The sequence below is a fragment of the Macrococcus hajekii genome (assembly GCF_004359505.1).
Classification (GTDB): domain Bacteria; phylum Bacillota; class Bacilli; order Staphylococcales; family Staphylococcaceae; genus Macrococcus; species Macrococcus hajekii.
Genome location: NZ_SCWE01000001.1, coordinates 931,732 through 950,219 on the forward strand (window position 1 = coordinate 931,732; position 18,488 = coordinate 950,219).

The following is an 18,488-nucleotide window of genomic DNA, read 5'->3' on the forward strand; positions in this document are numbered from 1 at the left end:
AACCTGGAAGCGGTCTAAGTTTCTTAAATAATCATTTAGAGGTACTTGCGATGTTTGGTATACAGATAACGCTCAAATTCTTCTAAGTTAACCAGCGTAAGCGACGATGTGACTTCTATAAATAACTTCGGCCATTCCTGTGACTGTTCCGCTTCTTTCAGCCATCTATAAACGGTTGTCTTAGAGACGTTATAAATTTTGGCCAGGGTCGCAACCTTTGCAAAACGAGGTTCTATTGCCTTAACTTCTCTTTCATCCATCACCGTATTTTGTGGTGTTGGCATAATTGCTAAGTTACTCATTGTTTCACCTCCTCACTATTGCTAACGATACTTTGCGAAACCACTTCGTTAAAAAAAATATCATCAATCGTTAAATCGGTGAGGCCTTCCTTTCTAAATAACTGTCTAACTTTGATTTTTTCAGAATCATTAAATGACGATCTCCCACTTTCTTTATTACGATAAGCTTGAACTGATATTTTTAAAAACTGAGCCATGTCTTGCTGAGTTAAACATAAAAACTTTCGGTATCTTAAAATATTCTTCATAACATCCTCCTTTCGATACTTTATGAAACAAAAATAACATACTAGTGATTCTTAGTCAAACATTATATGATACTTTAAGAAACATTTTGTTTCTATAATTTGTTTTGTTATGTATAATATATTTGAATAAGAAGGAGGACTCTATGGAAGTAGATAAAAAAAACCTTGGTAATACCATTAAAAATATACGTCTTAAGTTAGGAATGACTATGGAGGAATTTGGTAAGAAAATAAATTTTGCAAATAAATCAGTTGTTTCTAAATGGGAACAAGGTACTTCAATACCTAGTGCAGAACGCCTCAAAATAATAGCTGATCTCAGTGGTTTAACTGTGGAAGAATTACTTTATGGAGAAGATAAGAAGTTAAAAGATGTGGGAAATACTATCTATAATGATTTATTAAAGTTCTACCCTCAAAACACTCATACCGGCAGAGCATTAAGGTACTTTAATGATGAAATGCGTGAAAGGTTTCTTTTAGCTGGAGTTAAACACATTCTCTCTGAATCTCATGTCTTTAATAATTGTAAAACAATAGACGAATTTCTAATACAATATCGTTCGGTTAAATCACTTAATGAAAAAACAATCTATGCTTTTTATACTAGATCCATAGTAAATTTATTTATTGAAGCTTATGTGACAGAGGTTAAATGTAATTCTAATTTTATCTTTAGTACGCTATATAAATTGAATGAAACAATCAATTATTTTAGAAGTTTTCAAAAAAGTGAACATATAGAAAGTGCTGAATATAATATATCTGACAATCAAAAAATTTATTTCGATACAGAAAAAGTAACTATAAATCCAGATTTAGAAAATGAAATTCATGATATTTTATTACAAGCCGATCATGACCTTAGACTGTTAATGGATAAATATCCTGATGAAATATATGATCAATTATTAAAGGTAAGATATAAAAATAATCTACAAAATACAATAAATACAAATTTAAAAATATATTCTAAAAATAACGATTTTAATCGTTTAAATGATTATAAATTCAAATCATTTATTGATAAAGAATCTCAAGATTTAAGCCAATCCATTAATCTTTTAATCAAAAAAAATAACGGAAAAGGTAAAGTTACTAAAGAAGAAATCGAAATCTTACTTCAAGATAACTTAGAAATCATAAGAAATAACCAGAAATAAAAGGAGAAAACTCTTATTAATTATCTATAGAGTATAAGGAGGCTCAACATGAAGCGGACAGCACAGCAATTAAAAAGCCCTGGCATTGCATCACTTAATCAACCATCACAAGTAAATAACGGCCGTTTTGACTTTCCTGTTAAGCTAAGTCTTTTTGTTATGGCCTTTTTTAACCGCTTCTGAGGGTGTGCATATAAAGCACAGCCTACAAGCGTATTTATAACTACACTTGTAAAAATGTTGCGGTATGGTTGGTATCAATAGGAATCGGTATTTCACCGCTCCCCTTGTAGAATGATTGCTCTTAGAAGTCGATATGCTTGAAGTACTCCAGGTTAGGTTGTAACGAATCCTTACACCCTATCATTTAGAAAATGCAAAATTCCGTTATCCAAATTAAGTAAGAACAGAAGACTCATGAATATCATCGACCCTTGAAGCACTCTAATCAGCAGTTATATAGCCCTCACATTTGAGGACTGTAGGATAATTTTCCTCAAGGATGCCCCAATTTTGGGGAGCGCTTTAGTAATACCGATGATTTTGACGAAGTTAAGCTGCCCACTCATGTTTGAGCTCGTACAAATACAATACTAAGCTCAAAGTTGAGCCTTGTAGATGTACTCAGATTTGAGCGTATTCAAATATATAATTACGTCAACGCAATTTTGCGTTTAACTGTGAGTCTTTTTTGACTAACAGCATTACTTACACAAAAATGTATAAACAAAATAACGTTGCCAATAGATCAGTACAAAACTGTACCCATCTAATGCAATGCGTCCAAATCTGGACATATTGCAAAGACATTACTCTTTCACTGCTCTAAAATTAAACAGTCAAACTATTAACAATCTGACCGCTTCTATTGTGGCCAGGCATACTATATAAGGTGGTGTCATGTATGTGGAGTGAATCATTTATTAATAAGGATGGCCAAGAACAATACCGCTTCTATGAGAAGTACAAGGACCCGTTAACAGAGAAATGGAGACGTGTCAGCGTGGTAATGAACAAAGACACTAAGCCATCACAGAGAGAAGCTAAGAAGCGGTTAGAAGAGAAGATTAAGGAGAAGCTGAATGATAAGACACCAGCATCACTTAAGACACTGACCTTTCACCAGGCATGTGATGAATGGTTTAACAACTATAAAATAATATCGGGGTCTAAGCGGTCCACCATCACAACAAAATATCATCGAGTAGATCATATCAAGCGAAGCATAGACAGCGACATATTAGTTAAGAGCATGAACGCTACTACCTTTCAGCATCTAATAGATAACCTGATAAATGATAATATATGCTATAAAGGCGTCAAGGACTCTATGAGCATCATTAAAAATATAATGAAATATCTACAGAAAAAATATAAGCTGGCTGATATATCTTATCTTGATGATGTACAGATACCTAAACAAGCAAAGACTCGAGAAGAAGTTAAAGCTAAAAGAGAGAACTATCTTGAAATGAACGAGATCATGATGATAGTTGATAAGCTAAACGATATGGCCAGCAAGAAGAGAGCCGGGAGCTATATCCGTTCTAATATGATGAGTGCTTATATAGTGGAGTTCATGGCTCTAAATGGCATGCGTATAGGAGAACTGTTAGCTATACAGCCAGAAAATATTGACTTTGAAGCTCAGACGCTGGAGATTGATGGAACGATTCACTGGATTCATGATAAAGGTGGCCATGGCATCAAGGACACGACAAAGACAGAGGCATCCTATAGAACTATCTCGCTGACGAATAGAAGCTGTGACATATTGCGTAAGGTTATGCTAGAGAATAAGAAAGCTGTACAGTGGGAGAATGAATATACAGATAGAGGGTTTATATTTACCAATCACTTCGGCAATCCTATGGGTCTTTCTTCTATAAACCGTAACATCAAGCTGGCTATTGAAGATATTAAGGATGACCAGGGTAAGCAACTGATTAAAAAACACGTAACCACCCACACGTTACGACATAGCCATATTTCTTTATTAAGTCAGCTGGGTATATCACTACGGGCCATAATGGATAGAGTTGGCCACACTGACCATAAGACAACATTACAGATATACAGCCATGTGACTGAGCAGATGGATAAAGATATGATGACTAAGCTAGAAGCGGTGAATAAATAATGAAAGACAAATTTTATAAGTATTTACTCGTTATAATATTTATCATTCTTTTTTTATTGATTGTTATTAGTTATGGGAGTGCAATGAATTTAATGTATTCAGCAGGAGACTTAGGGGCTTATACTCTTATTATTAGTTTTTTAGGATTATTTGCCACATTCGGAGGATCTTACATAGGTGCAAAAATTTCTGGAGAAGCAGCGATAGAAGCAGTAGAGAAACAAATTAATGAACAAAAGAATGAAAATATTATTAAAAGTAAAATAAGATATTTAGAAACATTAAATAAAGTTACAAGTGATATCAATAAGGCAAATGTAGGCGGTGCTTTAGCAGCGTTAACAATATTTAAATGGTTTGATGATAATGAATTAATAATATCATCAGAAGAAATGAATAATTTTTATAACGCAAAAGAGAAACTTGAAAAATTTATAGATTCTGAGTACTACCTATATTTAACTGAAATCGAAAGATCAAAAATTATTTACATCTTTGATTTATTAGATAAAACTATTGAAACTGATTCTATCTTACAACGTATCGTTCCTTTAGGTCTTACAGAAAAGAATAAAGCTTTAAATAAACACAAAGAAAATTTCGAAGAATATTTAAAGCTTTTAAATAATTTTTCTGATGAAATTATGAAAATAAAAGAGAATAAGTAAGGAGAAAAATACAACGAAAACTTCCCAGACCTATTAATAGATAAATCAACAGAGGCTTTTATAGATCAGATGAAGCTGAGTATCAGCTATACTGAAAAGAATGAAAATTAATTTTTGAGTTCTTTCCTCATAAGGTCGAAATATTCTTTCTATTCTTATTTAAAGGCGTAAGTATTATTTACTACCTCTTACACTAGCCAGCCCAAATTTGGACTGGCTCCATCCCTCTATCAATCGCCCAGGTTATGCGTAAGGATTGTTTACGCTGATCTGCTCTGTACCAGGTAGATGCTACCCTATTTTAGGACTGCACAACTCTTAAAAATCACATGATTATCTCTCAGCGTATCCAGTAGTTAAACAAGTTTGCCCTTTTTCTGCCCTTTCTGATATCAAAAATCACTAAAAATAATCCTCTAACGCTTGTTGTTAAAGGATTATTTTAATTTTAATTATTATTCACTCGCAATAAACGAATCATGAACGCGTTTCCAGAAGGGAAACGGTCTGAAACGTGCAAATTTTATTTTTTCATCTGCGACACGGTACTGGACAGACTGAATACCTTGATGTTCACTCGTAATATGATCGACCGTCAGCAGGAATTTCCCTTTATTGACGGGTGTGACGTGTAATGTATGGTGCTTAGGCAAAACAAGCGGACTACCGACCGTACGGAAGACCCGATTATTGATTGAAGCAATCTCTGTCATCTGCATCGCCTCAAGAGAAGGATGCATCAAGGCACCGCCTAACGCCTTGTTATAGGCAGTAGAGCCGCTCGGTGTAGAGAGACAGAGTCCATCTCCTCTGAAGCGTTCAAAATGCTGACCTCGAATATCTACATCTACAACGAGCGTCGCACCGTTATGCGTCTTAATCGTCGCTTCATTTAGTGCCAGAAAACGTGTCTCTCTGCCTTGTGCATAGCGGACGATGACTTCGATGAGCGGATATTCAATGCGCAGAATCGGTTCATTTTTAATCGCGATGACCAGCTTCTCCACTTCATGAGGCAGCCAGTCTGCATAGAAACCTAGATGACCCGTGTGGATACCGACAAAACTGACATCATCCAGGCGATGGCTGTATGTATGGAAAGCCTGCAGCAATGTGCCGTCACCACCGACTGAAATAACGATATCCGGTTCTTCCTGATCTTCAGTCAGATCAAAATCCTTCATATAACTGATCATCTTCTGTTTTAGTGCATCACTTTTGGAATCACCTTTTGATAAAATCGCAAACTTCATAGCCCGTCTCCTTATCGTTCACTTCGTTGCTCAGAATAAAATTTCTGGGCCTCCTTGATCTCTTCACGGATCTCAGACATCTCCTGATCGAGTAGATAGGCCGCTTCTGCCGCACGTTCAAGCCGGTTCTGAATCTCCGGCGGATACACGCCGTCATATTTATAGCGCAGCGTGTGCTCAATCGTCGCCCAGAAATTCATCGCAAGCGTCCGTATCTGAATTTCCGCGAGAATGAATTTCTGCCCGTTTAAAGTCTCTATCGGATAGCGGATGATAACATGATAAGAGCGATACCCGCTCTCCTTTGTTTCCTTGATATAATCACGCTCTTCAACGACCTCAAAGTCATTGCGACTCTTCAGGAGACCGACTACAGTATCGATATCGTCGACGAACTGACACATCAGCCTTAAGCCTGCGATATCATACATCTCCTCTGACAGCCTGTCAAAAGGGATCTCGCGCTGACTTGCTTTTTCGATAATACTTGGAATCGGTTTGACCCGACCCGTCACAAACTCGATCGGTGATGACAGCCCGGCACTCTGATACTGTTTCCGGATACCCTTCAGTTTCATCTTTAATTCATCAATGGCCTGTTTATAAGGCGCTAAAAATATGTCCCACTGGTTCATATGGGATCACCCCTTTATAGTGCGAAAACCTCTTCCACTTTTTCAGTAAAGGCTTTGCCGTAGTTATGGTTATCTTTAATGTTATCAAGTAAAAGTTCGAACTCCTCAGTGAAGCGTTCAAGTTTCACTGTGCCATATAACAGCCATTCCTTATCCTTATAGTCATTCATCATCGGCCACGTTTCCTCTACGAAGCGCAGATGCTGGTAGGCTGTGCCGTCATCCAGCTGATAAACGAACTGGAAATGGTCGCTATCTGTGATCATCTGTCCTGTTGCAGTCAGCTGGTCGAGTGGTTCCTCCGCTGTAAAGACATGAACTTGATCATCTACTAATTTAATTTCATTGACATGTAAATTCATTTTACCCTCTCCTTTAACATTCATATTTTATCATAAAAAAGGCATTGAATATAGCGCTACCTCTCTCACTTTACTTAAATTAAATTGTCCGCCATAATAAAATTATTGAGGAGGGATCTCGTGGAAGAACTAGAGATTGAATTTAAAAACATCATTGATTATCCGGTATACAATCGATTGAAGAACACTTATTTCAGTAAAGCACCAGTCATTACGCAGACTAACTTCTATATCGATACAGAGGATCATGCTATTGCGAGCCATCATATCGCGCTCCGTATACGCGATACCGGGGATACGCTTATGATGACACTGAAAGTACCTCAGGCAGTGGGCATCATGGAGTATCACGGCCCGATTGATGCAGCGATGCTTGATGAAGAAGCGATCAATGCTGACAAAGTGCCGGCCAACATCAGACAACAGCTCGAAGAACGACATATTGCTGTGGATCAGCTCTTTATCGTCGGCGCATTATCAACTGAAAGACGTGAGATACCTTATGAAGGGGGTCTGCTTGTACTGGATGCGAGTCACTATCTAGATACAGAAGACTATGAGCTTGAATATGAAGTACCTGATTATGATTCAGGGCTTGATAAATTCGAGACTTTCCTCGCGCAGCAAGGCATTCAGTCCAAAAAACCGCTCAATAAAGTCCAACGATTTTACGCAAGATATGAAGCGCTTACAAGCAAATCACTTTAATATTCCCGTATAAGTGATATATTAATGTAAAGGACAGATGAAGATGTCAACACCTTATGAAGCAATCGGACAAGATACATTGTATGCAGTCATCGATCGCTTCTACTATTATGTAGAAGCAGATACGAGAATTAATCATCTCTTTCCAGGAGATTTTGAAGAGACTGCCCGTAAACAGAAGCAATTTTTGACTCAATTTTTAGGAGGCCCTGCGCTCTATACAGAGGAACATGGTCACCCAATGCTCAGAATGCGCCATCTTTCTTTTAGAATCACACCATTCGAACGTGATGCCTGGGTTGAGAATATGACCCGCGCACTAAACGATTTCGAGATGAACAGTGAACTCAGATCATTCATATTACAGCGCCTGGAAATGACTGCGGCCCATATGGTGAATACTGAAGATTAAAATGTAGGTGAAAGCATGAAACAGTTACAGGTCATAGATTGTCAGACAAATATACCTTTGCAGCCACTCAAAAAGATTGAGATCTATTCTTTTTTCGATCCTTTCTGTAAAGAGAGCTTCGAACTGAAATCAATTTTACGCAAGCTGCAGATTGAATATAATCAGTATGTTGAGATCAAACATATTCTGCTGCCGACGCTTCGTATTTTAACGAAATGTCAGGCACAGAGCACAACTGAAGATGATAATATCGCCCTCGCCTATAAAGCAGCTGAATTACAGGGACGCAAGAAAGCAGCGATGTTCCTGCGCTTCCTTCAGAATGAGACGATGACGAAGAATGATATCATTACACGTGATCTTCTGATGCAGTCTGCTGAAAAAGCAAACTTAGATCTCGATACATATGCTGAGGATATTAGAAGCACGCATGTCACTAATTCCCTGAAAATTGATCAGCATATCGCAAGAGAGATGGAAGTGTCGATGTCTCCTACCCTCGTTTTCTTTAATGAAAACTATGAGGATGACGGTCTGAAAGTTGAAGGCGTCCAGCCTTACGCTATCTATACGTATATCTTAAATGAATTAATCGACATGGATATTGAGAAAGAGCTGCCTCCAGCACTGCTTGATTATATCGCGCAGAACAAACTGGTCAGTGCTCATGAACTTGAAATCATCTATGAATGGCCTGCTAAAATACTGGAACGCGAACTGAAGAAGCTGAAGCTGATGAGTAAAATCGAAGAAGTGACCTATTTAGATACGAAGTACTGGCAACTGAAAAGCAGTTCATAACCCATAACGCTGTGCCTTTAGGTATAGCGTTATTTTTATAGGCTAAAAAAAGACAAAAAAAAAGACCGTGTCTGTATACACGGTCTTTTAAACAAAGGGGATGGGAGAAATTTTCACTCAAACAAAGGGGTATGTTTGGTATGTGATAAATTTCATATTCGTAATATATCATGATTTATAGTGACAGGCAATCGATTATGCTCGTTTTCACATTTTTGTCATATTGTAAACGCTTTATTGACGGTACATCTTCTTAATCAAGCGTTCAAACTCGTCAAGGCGTTGTTCGAAGACCTGACATGCTTGTTCAATCGGCTCACTCGTCGTCATATCTACGCCTGCTTTTTTCAGCACTTCAATCGGATAGTCGGAACTACCTGCTTTCAGGAATGCATCGATATAACGCTCTACGGCAGATGCGCCTTCTGTCAGAATCTGGTTGCTGAGCGCCATTGCTGCACTATAACCAGTTGCATACTGGTACACATAATAATTGTAGTAGAAATGAGGGATACGGCTCCATTCTTTAGCGATATTGTCATCAGTCACAACCGCATCACCGTAATACTTCTTATTCAGTTCACTGTATTCGTGATTCAGTCGTTCACCTGTCAGTGGTTCATTATTCTGCCCCAGTGTGTGAATCAGATGCTCGAATTCAGCGAACATCGTCTGTCTGAAGACCGTTCCTTTAAAGCCCTCAAGCTGATAATTAAGCAGGTAAAGTTTCTTCTTCTCGTCCGTCAGATTGTTGTACATATGATGAGCAAGCAGCGCCTCGTTACATGTAGATGCGACCTCTGCAACGAAGATAGAGTAGCCTGACAGATTAGACGGCTGATTGTTTCGAGAGAAATAGCTGTGTGCAGAATGGCCAAACTCATGTGTCAACGTAAAGAGATTATTGACGCTATCTGTCCAGTTCATCAGAATGAATGGATTCGTGCCATACGTACCTGATGAATATGCACCGCTTCGCTTGCCTTTATTCTCATAAATATCGACCCAGCGATTGTTCAGCCCTTCTTCAATAACTGATGTGTATTCCTCGCCCATCGGTTTAAGAGAGTCCAGCATCCATTTCTTTGCTTCTTCATATGTCACTTCAAACTTCTCATCTTTGACGAGTGGTGTATACATATCGAACATCTTCATTTCATCAAGGCCGAGCATCTCTTTACGCAGTGCAGTATAGCGGTGAAGAAGCGGTAAATATTTATGAATCGTTTTAATCAGATTATCGTACACGGCCTCAGGAATATCATTATTCATCAGTGCCTGCTGACGTGGTGAATCGTAATGTCTGACTTTACTTGAGAAAATGGCAGACTTCACTTTACCACCTAGTGTCTGTGACAATGTATTGTTGAACTGGCCATATGCACGGTACACTTCATTAAATGCATTCTCACGCAGTACGCGGTCGTCAGATTCCAGATACTTGCTGTAAGTCCCTTGAGATAATGGATGCTTATTGCCGTCCTTATCTTCAACATCATTAAATGTCAGGTCTGCATTGTTGAACATGCCGAAAACATTACTCGGCGTAGACAGTGCTTCACCTGCTTCAGCCAGAATCTTTTCTTCCTTATCTGACAGAACATGTGCTTTCTTCTTCATGATTCGTTCAAGATCAAATTGATAGCGTTCAAGTTCAGGTTTCTCCTGAATAAATTGTTTAATCTTCTCTTCATCAATCGTCATCAGTTCCGGCAGCATAAAGCTCCAGGCACTGGATAATTGAGCGGCAAGTGAGGCAGCACGCTGCTCCATGCCGGCATAATGTGCATCTGATGTATCCTGGTCGTGCTTGAGATGCGCATATGTATAAACCTTGCCGAGTTTCTCATCAATCTCACTGTCTAGTGTAAGTGCCTCGTACAATGTCTCTGCACTATCTCCAAGATGACCTTTCACTTCTTCTTCGCGGCCCATATAGCATTCTGTCTCCTTAAATGCCGCCTCAAATGCCCCGTCATCTTTAAAGATAGTTGTTAAATCCCATGTATCCTCTAATTTCTGTTCTGCTCTTGTTATTAGCTCTGTCATTAGAATACCTCCGTTAGTCGTTTGTTTCAATTTTCTCATTTTTCAGTCAATATTGCACGTATAATTTATTGTATGCAGCTGAATACTGACGAATAAGCGCTGCAGTCAGCTCTTCACTCGTCATCGTGACATCATTGACGCCGTAATATTCCAGCTGAACGGCAAATGCCTGCACAGAGAAAGTCTGCTGTTTAAGTGCGAGCAGTAACTGACTCTGCCAGGTGATAGGATGTGTCCTGATGAAGAACTGGAGCGGTACGACAATACCTATTGAAGCAGGTAGCTGCTGGTGTTGGATACGCAGCTGATAAAGTGCACTGAGCGTCGGTTCACGTACATCCTTCTGCTTCAGACATTGTCTGATAAATCCTTTTTTCTGGTGATTTGAAAGAGCGATGCAAGCGCTCAGCTGTCCTCTAACAGCGGTAAAATCTGCCACTGTCTGAATTTCGCTTCTTATATAACGCATCTGGAGATCAGATGTGAGTTCAGTCAGCTGATAACAGTAAAATATATTCTGCTCACTGTCGAAGCTGTACAGCTGCATACGAGATGTCTCTACTAACGAGCGCTGAAAGGCTGTCAGCTTCAATACGTCTCCCTGTTTCGTCAGTTTCAGCTCATCAGCAATCCAGATGACGTCCATACCGAGCCGTCTATAGCCGGCACTCCTTCTGATAATGGCATCGACCGGTATAACAGAGAGCTGCAGTTCTACAGCGAGACGCCGTTCAATCAGAATATCCGGAATTTGTTCAATGTCACTCAAATAATATTCCATATCGACCTGCAGTCCTCTCGACATATTATAAAGCTGATGTTTCCCTTGCAGATGAGCGAGAGACTCAGTCTTATAGGTCGACTTATAGCAATCGATAATTCGTTGATGAGAGAAATGGGCAATCTTGTATCGTCCTTTTTTCAGAACGACTGGTTTCAGGCAGACAGGACAACGATACTGCTCGCTGGTACAGGCATGGTCAGCTGGTGTATAGACACCTGATAGACTCACTGCAATTAACATAAAGCACCCCCTACTTAATAATCGTAGAGAGTGCCACATATTATTTTTAAAGATTCTATCATTTGTGTAAATTACTGTGCGAAATAATTACGGACTTGACGTCTGACGTCATGGCTCATGATGACCTTACCATACTCATCCAGCATCATCTGATTCATCTGTGCCGGCTCAGCATATTCGAATAAATGTGCCACAAAAGTATCCATATCATCTGTCGAAGCGCGTTCGTCAAAATGAACATAGTAATAGTAATGGTTATCATGCATATATAATAAGTCTTCCATATCTATATCAATCGACACTGCGTGACTGAACTGAATCAGTTCATCCAGACTTGCAAATGATGCGATGACTTCATGCTGTGTCTCAGGTTTCTTGCTGTCAGCTGCGCGATCCAGTAATTCCGCTACACCTTGATCATGTTCCAGTGCCTTATTTAAATATTCATTGACTTGATATTCAAGCTGATCGTTTGATTCCTCTTCAGGTAAATGCATAAAATCATCTTGCTTGGATTTTGTAACGACAAATTCAATTCCTTTATCGAATGCATGAACTTGAATCCAAAGCGGTCCCTCAACAACGAATTCTTCCTCTTCATTGATTTCTTCCATCATGGACCAGAAAAATTCTTCACCTTTACGACGGTTCATCCATAAATCATCTTGCCTGAACCCTCGTTCTTCAATATCGTGGTAAGTCAGATAGAATTTAATAGTCGATTCATTGACACGTTCTATTCTCATCCCGATACCTCCTTACTGATGAGTAGTATATATATTGTATTATACCTACCCATAAAAGCATAATAATATGATTTAAAAAAAGCTACCTCATAAGAGGCAGCTTAGTCAACCATACGTTGTGCTTCAAGCAGCTGGAATGTACGGACTTTACGAGGTAAGAAACGACGAATTTCATCTTCGTTATAACCGACCTGTAAGCGTTTTTCATCCAAAATAATCGGACGGCGTAATAAACCTGGATTCTGCTGGATGATTTCATATAATTCCTGTAAAGGAAGGGCGTCGATATCAACGTTTAATTTTTGGAAAGTTTTAGAACGAGTCGAGATGATTTCGTCTGTCCCGTCCTCAGTCATGCGTAAAATGGCTTTTATCTCATCAATAGTTAAGTTCTCTGAAAAAATATTGCGCTCCGTATACGGAATATCATGTTCTTGTAACCATGCTTTCGCTTTACGGCAAGATGTGCAACTTGGTGAAGTAAATAATGTTACCATACATCTCACACTCCTATATCGTTTTATTAAGATTAATGATGAATACTTTAATTCTCTATTCCCTGCTGTCAAGTCTTTAAACCTGAAGCAGTGAATTTCATCTATCAACCCTATGTCTATATTATAATGAATGAAAATGAAAATTAAATGAGAAAAAACAAATAAATATGAATTTAGCGAAACTTTTCTCAAGTCCGCCATATTTAACCTCAACGTGAAATGGTGTACAATGAATAAAACATGTTAAAGGAGATCACTTTATGGAAACTTTATTCTCTGGCATTCAGCCGAGCGGGATACCGACAATTGGTAACTATATCGGTGCCTTAAAACAATTCGTTGAGATACAGGATGATTATGACTGCTACTTCTGTATCGTTGACCAGCACGCCATTACAGTGCCACAGGATAAGATGCAGTTGCGTCAGAACATCCGCTCACTCGCCGCTCTATATCTGGCGAGTGGTATTGACCCTGAGAAATCAACATTATTCATACAGTCAGAAGTCCCTGCACACGCACAGGCCGGCTGGATGCTGACATCTATCGCCACAATCGGTGAACTGGAACGCATGACTCAGTTCAAAGATAAAGCAAAAGACCGTAAAGATGGTATACCTGCAGGACTGCTGACTTACCCGCCACTGATGGCAGCAGATATTCTGCTTTATGGCACTAAAATTGTACCAGTAGGCCATGATCAGAAGCAGCATCTCGAGCTGACGCGTGACCTTGCAGAACGCTTCAATACACGTTACAACGATATTTTGACAATACCAGAAGTCAGAATGCCAAAAGTCGGTGGCCGCGTGATGAGTTTACAGGAACCCACGAAGAAGATGAGTAAATCAGATACGAACACTAAAGGATTTATCTCTCTGCTCGACCCTCCTGCAACAGTTAAAAAGAAAATCAAGAGCGCTGTCACAGATTCTGATGGCGTGGTCAAATTTGATAAAGAAAACAAACCGGGGGTTTCCAACTTGCTGACTATCTACTCTATCTTCAGTGGAGAATCAATTGCTTCCTTAGAAATGCGCTATGCAGATAAAGGATACGGAGACTTCAAGGCAGATTTAGCTGAAGTCGTATCAGAATTCATCACACAGTTCCAGGATAAATATCATCACTATATGGAATCAGAAGAACTAGATGCCATACTTGACCGCGGAGCTGAAAAAGCGGCTTTTAAAGCAAATAAAATGCTGAAAAAAATGGAAAACGCAATGGGGCTTGGCCGTAAACGTAAATAACATATCAGGCGATGCGTATTAAACGCATCGTCTTTTTGTATACAAAAAAAGGAGCAATCACATGATTGCTCCTGAAAATTATTATTTTTTGCCTTCAACATAAGTTTCTTTAAGCGTAGTGTCACCGCCAAACTTATGAGTAACAAAGTTTTTAACATGTGGTTGAGTTAAGCGAGCCACACCTTTTTGGAACATTGGAATAATTACTGCATCATCTAAAAACTTATTTTCAGCTTCTTGCATTGTAGTCCAGCGCTTATCAGTGTCATCAAGTAATGGCCCTCTAGCTTGATCTATCAACTGATCATATTCTTTATTAGAATAACCTGTTTGGTTATGTGGTCCATCTGTAACGAACATATCAAGGAATGTCATTGGGTCTGGATAGTCAGGACCCCAGCCAGCGAATGAAATGTCATAGTTACCTTTAGATTCAAGATCAAGTTTTTGTTTGAAAGGCTGTTGCTTAATTGTGACACTTGTACCAGGAAGATTTGTTTCAATCTGTTCTTTAAAGTACTCAGCATCTTTCTTAGATGTATCTGCATCATAAGTTAATAACTCGATATTAAACTTATCTTTGCCAAGTTCTTTCTTAGCTGTTTCATAAGCCTTTTTAGCTTCTTCTTTGTCGTAGTTAAGCGGAGATTTCACACCTTCATTGAAATCTTTACCGTCTTTGTCTAACGTGAACTCACCTGGAGTTAAATAATCTGTAGCTTTAGCACCATTATTTAATAATGTTTTAACGTATTTCTCTTTATCAATTGATTTTGCTAATGCTAAACGTAAGTTTTTATTTTGTAAATCTTTATTTTTTTGTTGATTGATACGAATAAAGTATACAGATGATTGTAATTCAGTAGAGAAGTCAGGATCCTTTTTGTATTTAGAAACTTGTTCAGCCGTTAAACCAACACGGTCAAGTTTACCAGTAGTATATAAGTTTAATGAAGTCTGCTGGTCTTTGATAATTGCATAGTTAACTTCATCGAGTTTCACTTTGTCTTTATCCCAATATTCTTTATTAGGAACTAACTGGAACTTTTCTTCAGTTTTCCATTCATTTAATACAAATGGTCCATTGTAAAGTGTATTTTCTTTAGTTGTACCATATTTATCGCCTTTTTCTTTTACAAACTTTTCATTTTGAGGCAAGAAAGTAGCAAATGCTAAAAGTTCTTTAAAATAAGGCACATTTTTTTCTAATTGAATTTCAAGTGTATTATCATCGATTGCCTTAATACCTAATTCTTCCGGCTTCATTTTACCTGAGTTGATTGCTTCAGCATTTTTAACATCATACATGATGTAAGCATATTCTGCTGCTGTTTTAGGATCTACTGTTCGCTTCCAAGCAAATTCAAAATCTTTAGCCGTTACAGGATCACCATTAGACCATTTTGCATCTTTACGTAATTTAATTGTCCAAGTTTTGCCGTCCTTAGAAATTTCAGGCTCCCCTTCAGCGACACCTGGAATCGCTTTATCATCTTTATCAAGTGTATATAAGCCTTCCATTACCTGGTTGAATGTATCAAATGATACTTGGTCAGTCGCAAGTGAACTATCCATTGAAGGAATATCTGAACCCCAGTATAAGTTCAAGACTTGCTTACTGTCTCCTGAGCCACCTGAGCTATTTGAACTTGATCCCGCATCTTTGCTATCTCCGCCACCTGCTGAACATGCAGCTGTAAAACCTGATACTGCGATTAATGATGCCAGAAATAATGAACTTTTCTTCTTCATGAATGTGCCCCCTATTGTTTGATGAAAATCAATCTGTTTAAATTTTCAGAAGATTTGTATTTATTATATTTTAACCAGCTAGCAGTTGCAATACTTTTTTTAAATATTTTAGAATTATTTAAATTTTATAATCATACAGTATAACCTTATTTTTTAAATAGTATAACGCTTACATTATTATTAATATGCATTTTTTTTCATATTAATTTATAAGAAAACCATATCCAGAAGGATATGGTTTTATAAAGTTGCCATTGTCTGGTGGTTATAATTTGCTTTATGCATTTCATATTCTGCTGGTGAGCAATAGACATAGTGATCTGGTGCTACTTCGCGTAATTCCAGTACATCATCATCAGAATAAGCATGAACGTCAGGATTATATGTACGACGTACGCGTGTTCTTTCACTTTCTGGATCTGGTAATGGAATCGCAGACAGTAAAGATTTAGTGTATTCATGTAATGGATTATTGTAAATCGCATCAGCAGGTCCGATTTCTACCAGTTTACCGAAGTACATTACACCGATTCGGTCTGAGATGTATTTAACCATCGATAAATCATGGGCGATGAACAGGAATGTAATGCCGCGTTCTTTCTGCAGGCGCTGCATTAAGTTAACGACCTGCGCCTGGATAGATACGTCAAGGGCAGAGATTGGTTCATCAGCAATGATAAAGTCAGGTTCTACTGCTAATGCACGAGCGATACCGATACGCTGACGTTGTCCACCTGAGAATTCATGCGGGTAACGGTTCGCATGTTCTTTGTTCAGACCTACTGTTTCAAGCAGCTCATACACACGATTCGCTCGGTCCTGCTTATTTTTTGCCAGCTTATGAATATCAATACCTTCTGCTACAATATCCATGACTTTTAAACGTGGGTTTAAGGATGCATATGGATCCTGGAAGATCATCTGCATACGACGGTTAAATTTAAGCAAATCTTTTTTGCGTTTAATGGACTGCACATCTGTACCATCAAAGTAAACATGTCCACCAGTTGCATCATACAACTTAATAAGTGAACGACCCGTTGTTGATTTACCACAGCCTGATTCACCTACGAGACCTAACGTTTCACCTTTATAGATATCAAATGAAATATCATCAATCGCTTTGACTTCATTTGCTTTTCCGACATTAAAATATTGTTTTAAGTTACGAACTTCAATTAATTTTTCTTTACCATCACCGTAGTGAGCTGTATGACCTGCGGATTGTCTCTCCTGTTCAGAGAGTTCTGTCTTGTTCAGTTCTCTATTAGAGTACTGTTCTGCTGTTTCAGTGAGTTCTGTATGGTCAACGACTAATGGCCCGTCTTCAATTGTACGTTCTTGATAAGAATCAGGGTGACGATCATTTTTCAATTCTTCACGCATTAGAAACTAACCCCCTCTACTTGTCTTGGCTGATCGAATCGGCCTGGTAAATCTCTCTGTTTCATCTTCACCATTTCAGGAGGATCTACTTTAGGTGCCTGCGGATCCATCAGCCATGATTTAACGAAGTGTGTCGGTGATACTTGATACCAAGGTGGCTCCTGCTCAAAGTCAATCTGCAGCGCATAATCTGAACGACGTGCAAAGGCATCACCCACTGGTGGTTTAATCAAGTCAGGTGGTGTCCCGGGAATAGCTTTAAGTTCTGTCTCCTGTGCTGTATCAAGGCTTGGCATGGAAGAGAGTAAGCCCCAAGTATAAGGGTGTTTAGGGTCGTAGAAGATTTCATCAACAGTACCTGTTTCAACAATCTGACCCCCGTACATTACTGCTACACGGTCCGCTACGTTTGCTACAACACCTAAATCGTGTGTAATGAAAATGATAGAGGTATCAATCTTCTTCTGGAGATCTTTCATCAGTTCAAGTATCTGTGCCTGGATCGTCACATCAAGTGCTGTCGTCGGCTCATCTGCAATGAGGACTTTCGGGTCACAAGCCAGTGCTGTCGCGATTACAATACGCTGACGCTGACCACCCGAGAATTGGTGTGGATAGTTATTAAAACGACCTTCAGGATTCGGTAATCCTACAAGGCGAAGAATATCAAGTGCGCGTGCTTTTGCATCTGCTTTAGATAACTTCTGGTGCTTAATAAGTGGTTCCATAACCTGCTTACCAATTTTCATCGTAGGATTCAGTGATGTCATTGGATCCTGAAAAATCATTGAGATATCTTTACCACGGACTTTCTGCATTTCTTTTTCTGACAGCTTCGCTAAGTCCTTGCCATCAAAAAGAATTTGACCTTCTTTAATACGGCTGGGTGGTGATGGTAATAAACGCATAATCGCTTTAGTTGTTACCGATTTCCCTGAACCTGATTCTCCCACAATTGCAAGTGTTTCTGCTTTATCTAAATGAAAGTCTACACCACGTACAGCCTGTACTTCTCCGGCATGGATATCGAAGGAAACTTTCAGGTTTCTCACTTCTAAAATTCTTTGTGCCATTTATATTTCCTCCTTT

Annotated in this window: 20 protein-coding genes; 8 read left to right on the top strand and 12 right to left on the bottom strand. The window is 38.7% G+C overall.

Features of this window, described 5'->3' with window-relative positions:
* Positions 1-35 precede the first annotated feature (35 nt).
* Complete coding sequence (locus tag ERX37_RS04895) at positions 36-302, bottom strand: helix-turn-helix domain-containing protein (RefSeq protein WP_133429518.1); 267 nt, start codon at positions 300-302, stop codon at positions 36-38.
* Positions 299-550: a helix-turn-helix transcriptional regulator gene (locus ERX37_RS04900; RefSeq protein WP_133429519.1), complete on the bottom strand. Its 252-nt coding sequence runs from the start codon at positions 548-550 to the stop codon at positions 299-301. Before ERX37_RS04900 ends, ERX37_RS04895 begins: the two co-directional genes overlap by 4 nt.
* 143 nt (positions 551-693) lie before the next feature.
* Between ERX37_RS04900 and ERX37_RS04905 the strand changes: the two genes are divergently transcribed.
* The 4 genes from ERX37_RS04905 (at position 694) to ERX37_RS04915 (ending at position 4,521) form a co-directional block, all read left to right on the top strand.
* Entirely contained in the window at positions 694-1,713 is a 1,020-nt protein-coding gene (locus ERX37_RS04905) for a helix-turn-helix domain-containing protein (RefSeq protein ID WP_133429520.1), read from the top strand.
* A gap of 48 nt (positions 1,714-1,761) precedes the next feature.
* Positions 1,762-1,896, top strand: coding sequence for a hypothetical protein (locus ERX37_RS11705; RefSeq protein ID WP_268234311.1), 135 nt, complete (start codon positions 1,762-1,764; stop codon positions 1,894-1,896).
* 721 nt (positions 1,897-2,617) lie between these two features.
* Complete coding sequence (locus ERX37_RS04910; protein WP_133429521.1) at positions 2,618-3,853, top strand: tyrosine-type recombinase/integrase; 1,236 nt, start codon at positions 2,618-2,620, stop codon at positions 3,851-3,853.
* Positions 3,853-4,521, top strand: coding sequence for a hypothetical protein (locus ERX37_RS04915; RefSeq protein WP_133429522.1), 669 nt, complete (start codon positions 3,853-3,855; stop codon positions 4,519-4,521). The genes ERX37_RS04910 and ERX37_RS04915 overlap by 1 nt, the downstream gene beginning before the upstream one ends.
* A 455-nt stretch (positions 4,522-4,976) precedes the next feature.
* Here ERX37_RS04915 and ERX37_RS04920 read toward each other — a convergent pair whose 3' ends face one another.
* From ERX37_RS04920 to ERX37_RS04930, 3 genes are read right to left on the bottom strand one after another with little or no spacing between them, the layout of a single operon-like run.
* Positions 4,977-5,774 carry an NAD kinase gene (locus ERX37_RS04920; protein ID WP_133429523.1) on the bottom strand — a complete coding sequence of 266 codons (798 nt, stop codon included), beginning with the start codon at positions 5,772-5,774 and terminating at the stop codon, positions 4,977-4,979.
* An 11-nt stretch (positions 5,775-5,785) separates the two neighbouring features.
* Positions 5,786-6,409 carry a GTP diphosphokinase gene (gene yjbM / locus ERX37_RS04925; protein WP_133429524.1) on the bottom strand — a complete coding sequence of 208 codons (624 nt, stop codon included), beginning with the start codon at positions 6,407-6,409 and terminating at the stop codon, positions 5,786-5,788.
* Between the two features lie 14 nt (positions 6,410-6,423).
* Entirely contained in the window at positions 6,424-6,771 is a 348-nt protein-coding gene (locus ERX37_RS04930) for a UPF0738 family protein (protein WP_133429525.1), read from the bottom strand.
* A gap of 120 nt (positions 6,772-6,891) precedes the next feature.
* Between ERX37_RS04930 and ERX37_RS04935 the strand changes: the two genes are divergently transcribed.
* Genes ERX37_RS04935 through ERX37_RS04945 form a run of 3 tightly spaced genes read left to right on the top strand, consistent with a single transcriptional unit; the run spans position 6,892 to position 8,692 of the window.
* Positions 6,892-7,479 carry a CYTH domain-containing protein gene (locus ERX37_RS04935; protein WP_165981965.1) on the top strand — a complete coding sequence of 196 codons (588 nt, stop codon included), beginning with the start codon at positions 6,892-6,894 and terminating at the stop codon, positions 7,477-7,479.
* Between the two features lie 43 nt (positions 7,480-7,522).
* Positions 7,523-7,891 carry a globin domain-containing protein gene (locus ERX37_RS04940; protein WP_133429527.1) on the top strand — a complete coding sequence of 123 codons (369 nt, stop codon included), beginning with the start codon at positions 7,523-7,525 and terminating at the stop codon, positions 7,889-7,891.
* 15 nt (positions 7,892-7,906) lie between these two features.
* Complete coding sequence (locus ERX37_RS04945) at positions 7,907-8,692, top strand: DsbA family protein (RefSeq protein WP_133429528.1); 786 nt, start codon at positions 7,907-7,909, stop codon at positions 8,690-8,692.
* Between the two features lie 234 nt (positions 8,693-8,926).
* Here the strand turns inward: ERX37_RS04945 and pepF are convergent, their stop codons facing one another.
* The 4 genes from pepF to spxA form a co-directional block, all read right to left on the bottom strand.
* Positions 8,927-10,741, bottom strand: coding sequence for an oligoendopeptidase F (pepF, locus tag ERX37_RS04950; protein WP_133429529.1), 1,815 nt, complete (start codon positions 10,739-10,741; stop codon positions 8,927-8,929).
* A gap of 46 nt (positions 10,742-10,787) precedes the next feature.
* The gene (locus ERX37_RS04955) at positions 10,788-11,765 is read right to left on the bottom strand and encodes a competence protein CoiA (RefSeq protein ID WP_165981966.1); all 978 of its coding nucleotides are present in this window, start codon (positions 11,763-11,765) and stop codon (positions 10,788-10,790) included.
* A 71-nt stretch (positions 11,766-11,836) separates the two neighbouring features.
* Positions 11,837-12,511, bottom strand: a complete 675-nt coding sequence (mecA, locus tag ERX37_RS04960; RefSeq protein WP_133429531.1) for an adaptor protein MecA — start codon at positions 12,509-12,511, stop codon at positions 11,837-11,839.
* A gap of 101 nt (positions 12,512-12,612) precedes the next feature.
* The gene (gene spxA, locus ERX37_RS04965; protein WP_133429532.1) at positions 12,613-13,008 is read right to left on the bottom strand and encodes a transcriptional regulator SpxA; all 396 of its coding nucleotides are present in this window, start codon (positions 13,006-13,008) and stop codon (positions 12,613-12,615) included.
* 260 nt (positions 13,009-13,268) lie between these two features.
* Here spxA and trpS point away from each other — a divergent pair, with 260 nt between their 5' ends.
* On the top strand, positions 13,269-14,261 hold the full coding sequence (trpS, locus tag ERX37_RS04970) for a tryptophan--tRNA ligase (protein ID WP_133429533.1): 993 nt from the start codon (positions 13,269-13,271) through the stop codon (positions 14,259-14,261).
* Positions 14,262-14,342: 81 nt separating this feature from the next.
* Here trpS and ERX37_RS04975 read toward each other — a convergent pair whose 3' ends face one another.
* The 3 genes from ERX37_RS04975 to ERX37_RS04985 form a co-directional block, all read right to left on the bottom strand.
* The gene (locus ERX37_RS04975; protein ID WP_133429534.1) at positions 14,343-16,013 is read right to left on the bottom strand and encodes a peptide ABC transporter substrate-binding protein; all 1,671 of its coding nucleotides are present in this window, start codon (positions 16,011-16,013) and stop codon (positions 14,343-14,345) included.
* A 240-nt stretch (positions 16,014-16,253) separates the two neighbouring features.
* Positions 16,254-17,399 (bottom strand): ABC transporter ATP-binding protein, encoded by a 1,146-nt coding sequence (locus tag ERX37_RS04980; protein WP_229713085.1) that lies wholly within the window; start codon positions 17,397-17,399, stop codon positions 16,254-16,256.
* A complete protein-coding gene (locus ERX37_RS04985) occupies positions 17,399-18,472 on the bottom strand; it encodes an ABC transporter ATP-binding protein (RefSeq protein WP_133429535.1) in 1,074 nt (357 codons plus the stop codon). The genes ERX37_RS04980 and ERX37_RS04985 overlap by 1 nt, the downstream gene beginning before the upstream one ends.
* Between the last annotated feature and the right edge of the window lie 16 nt (positions 18,473-18,488).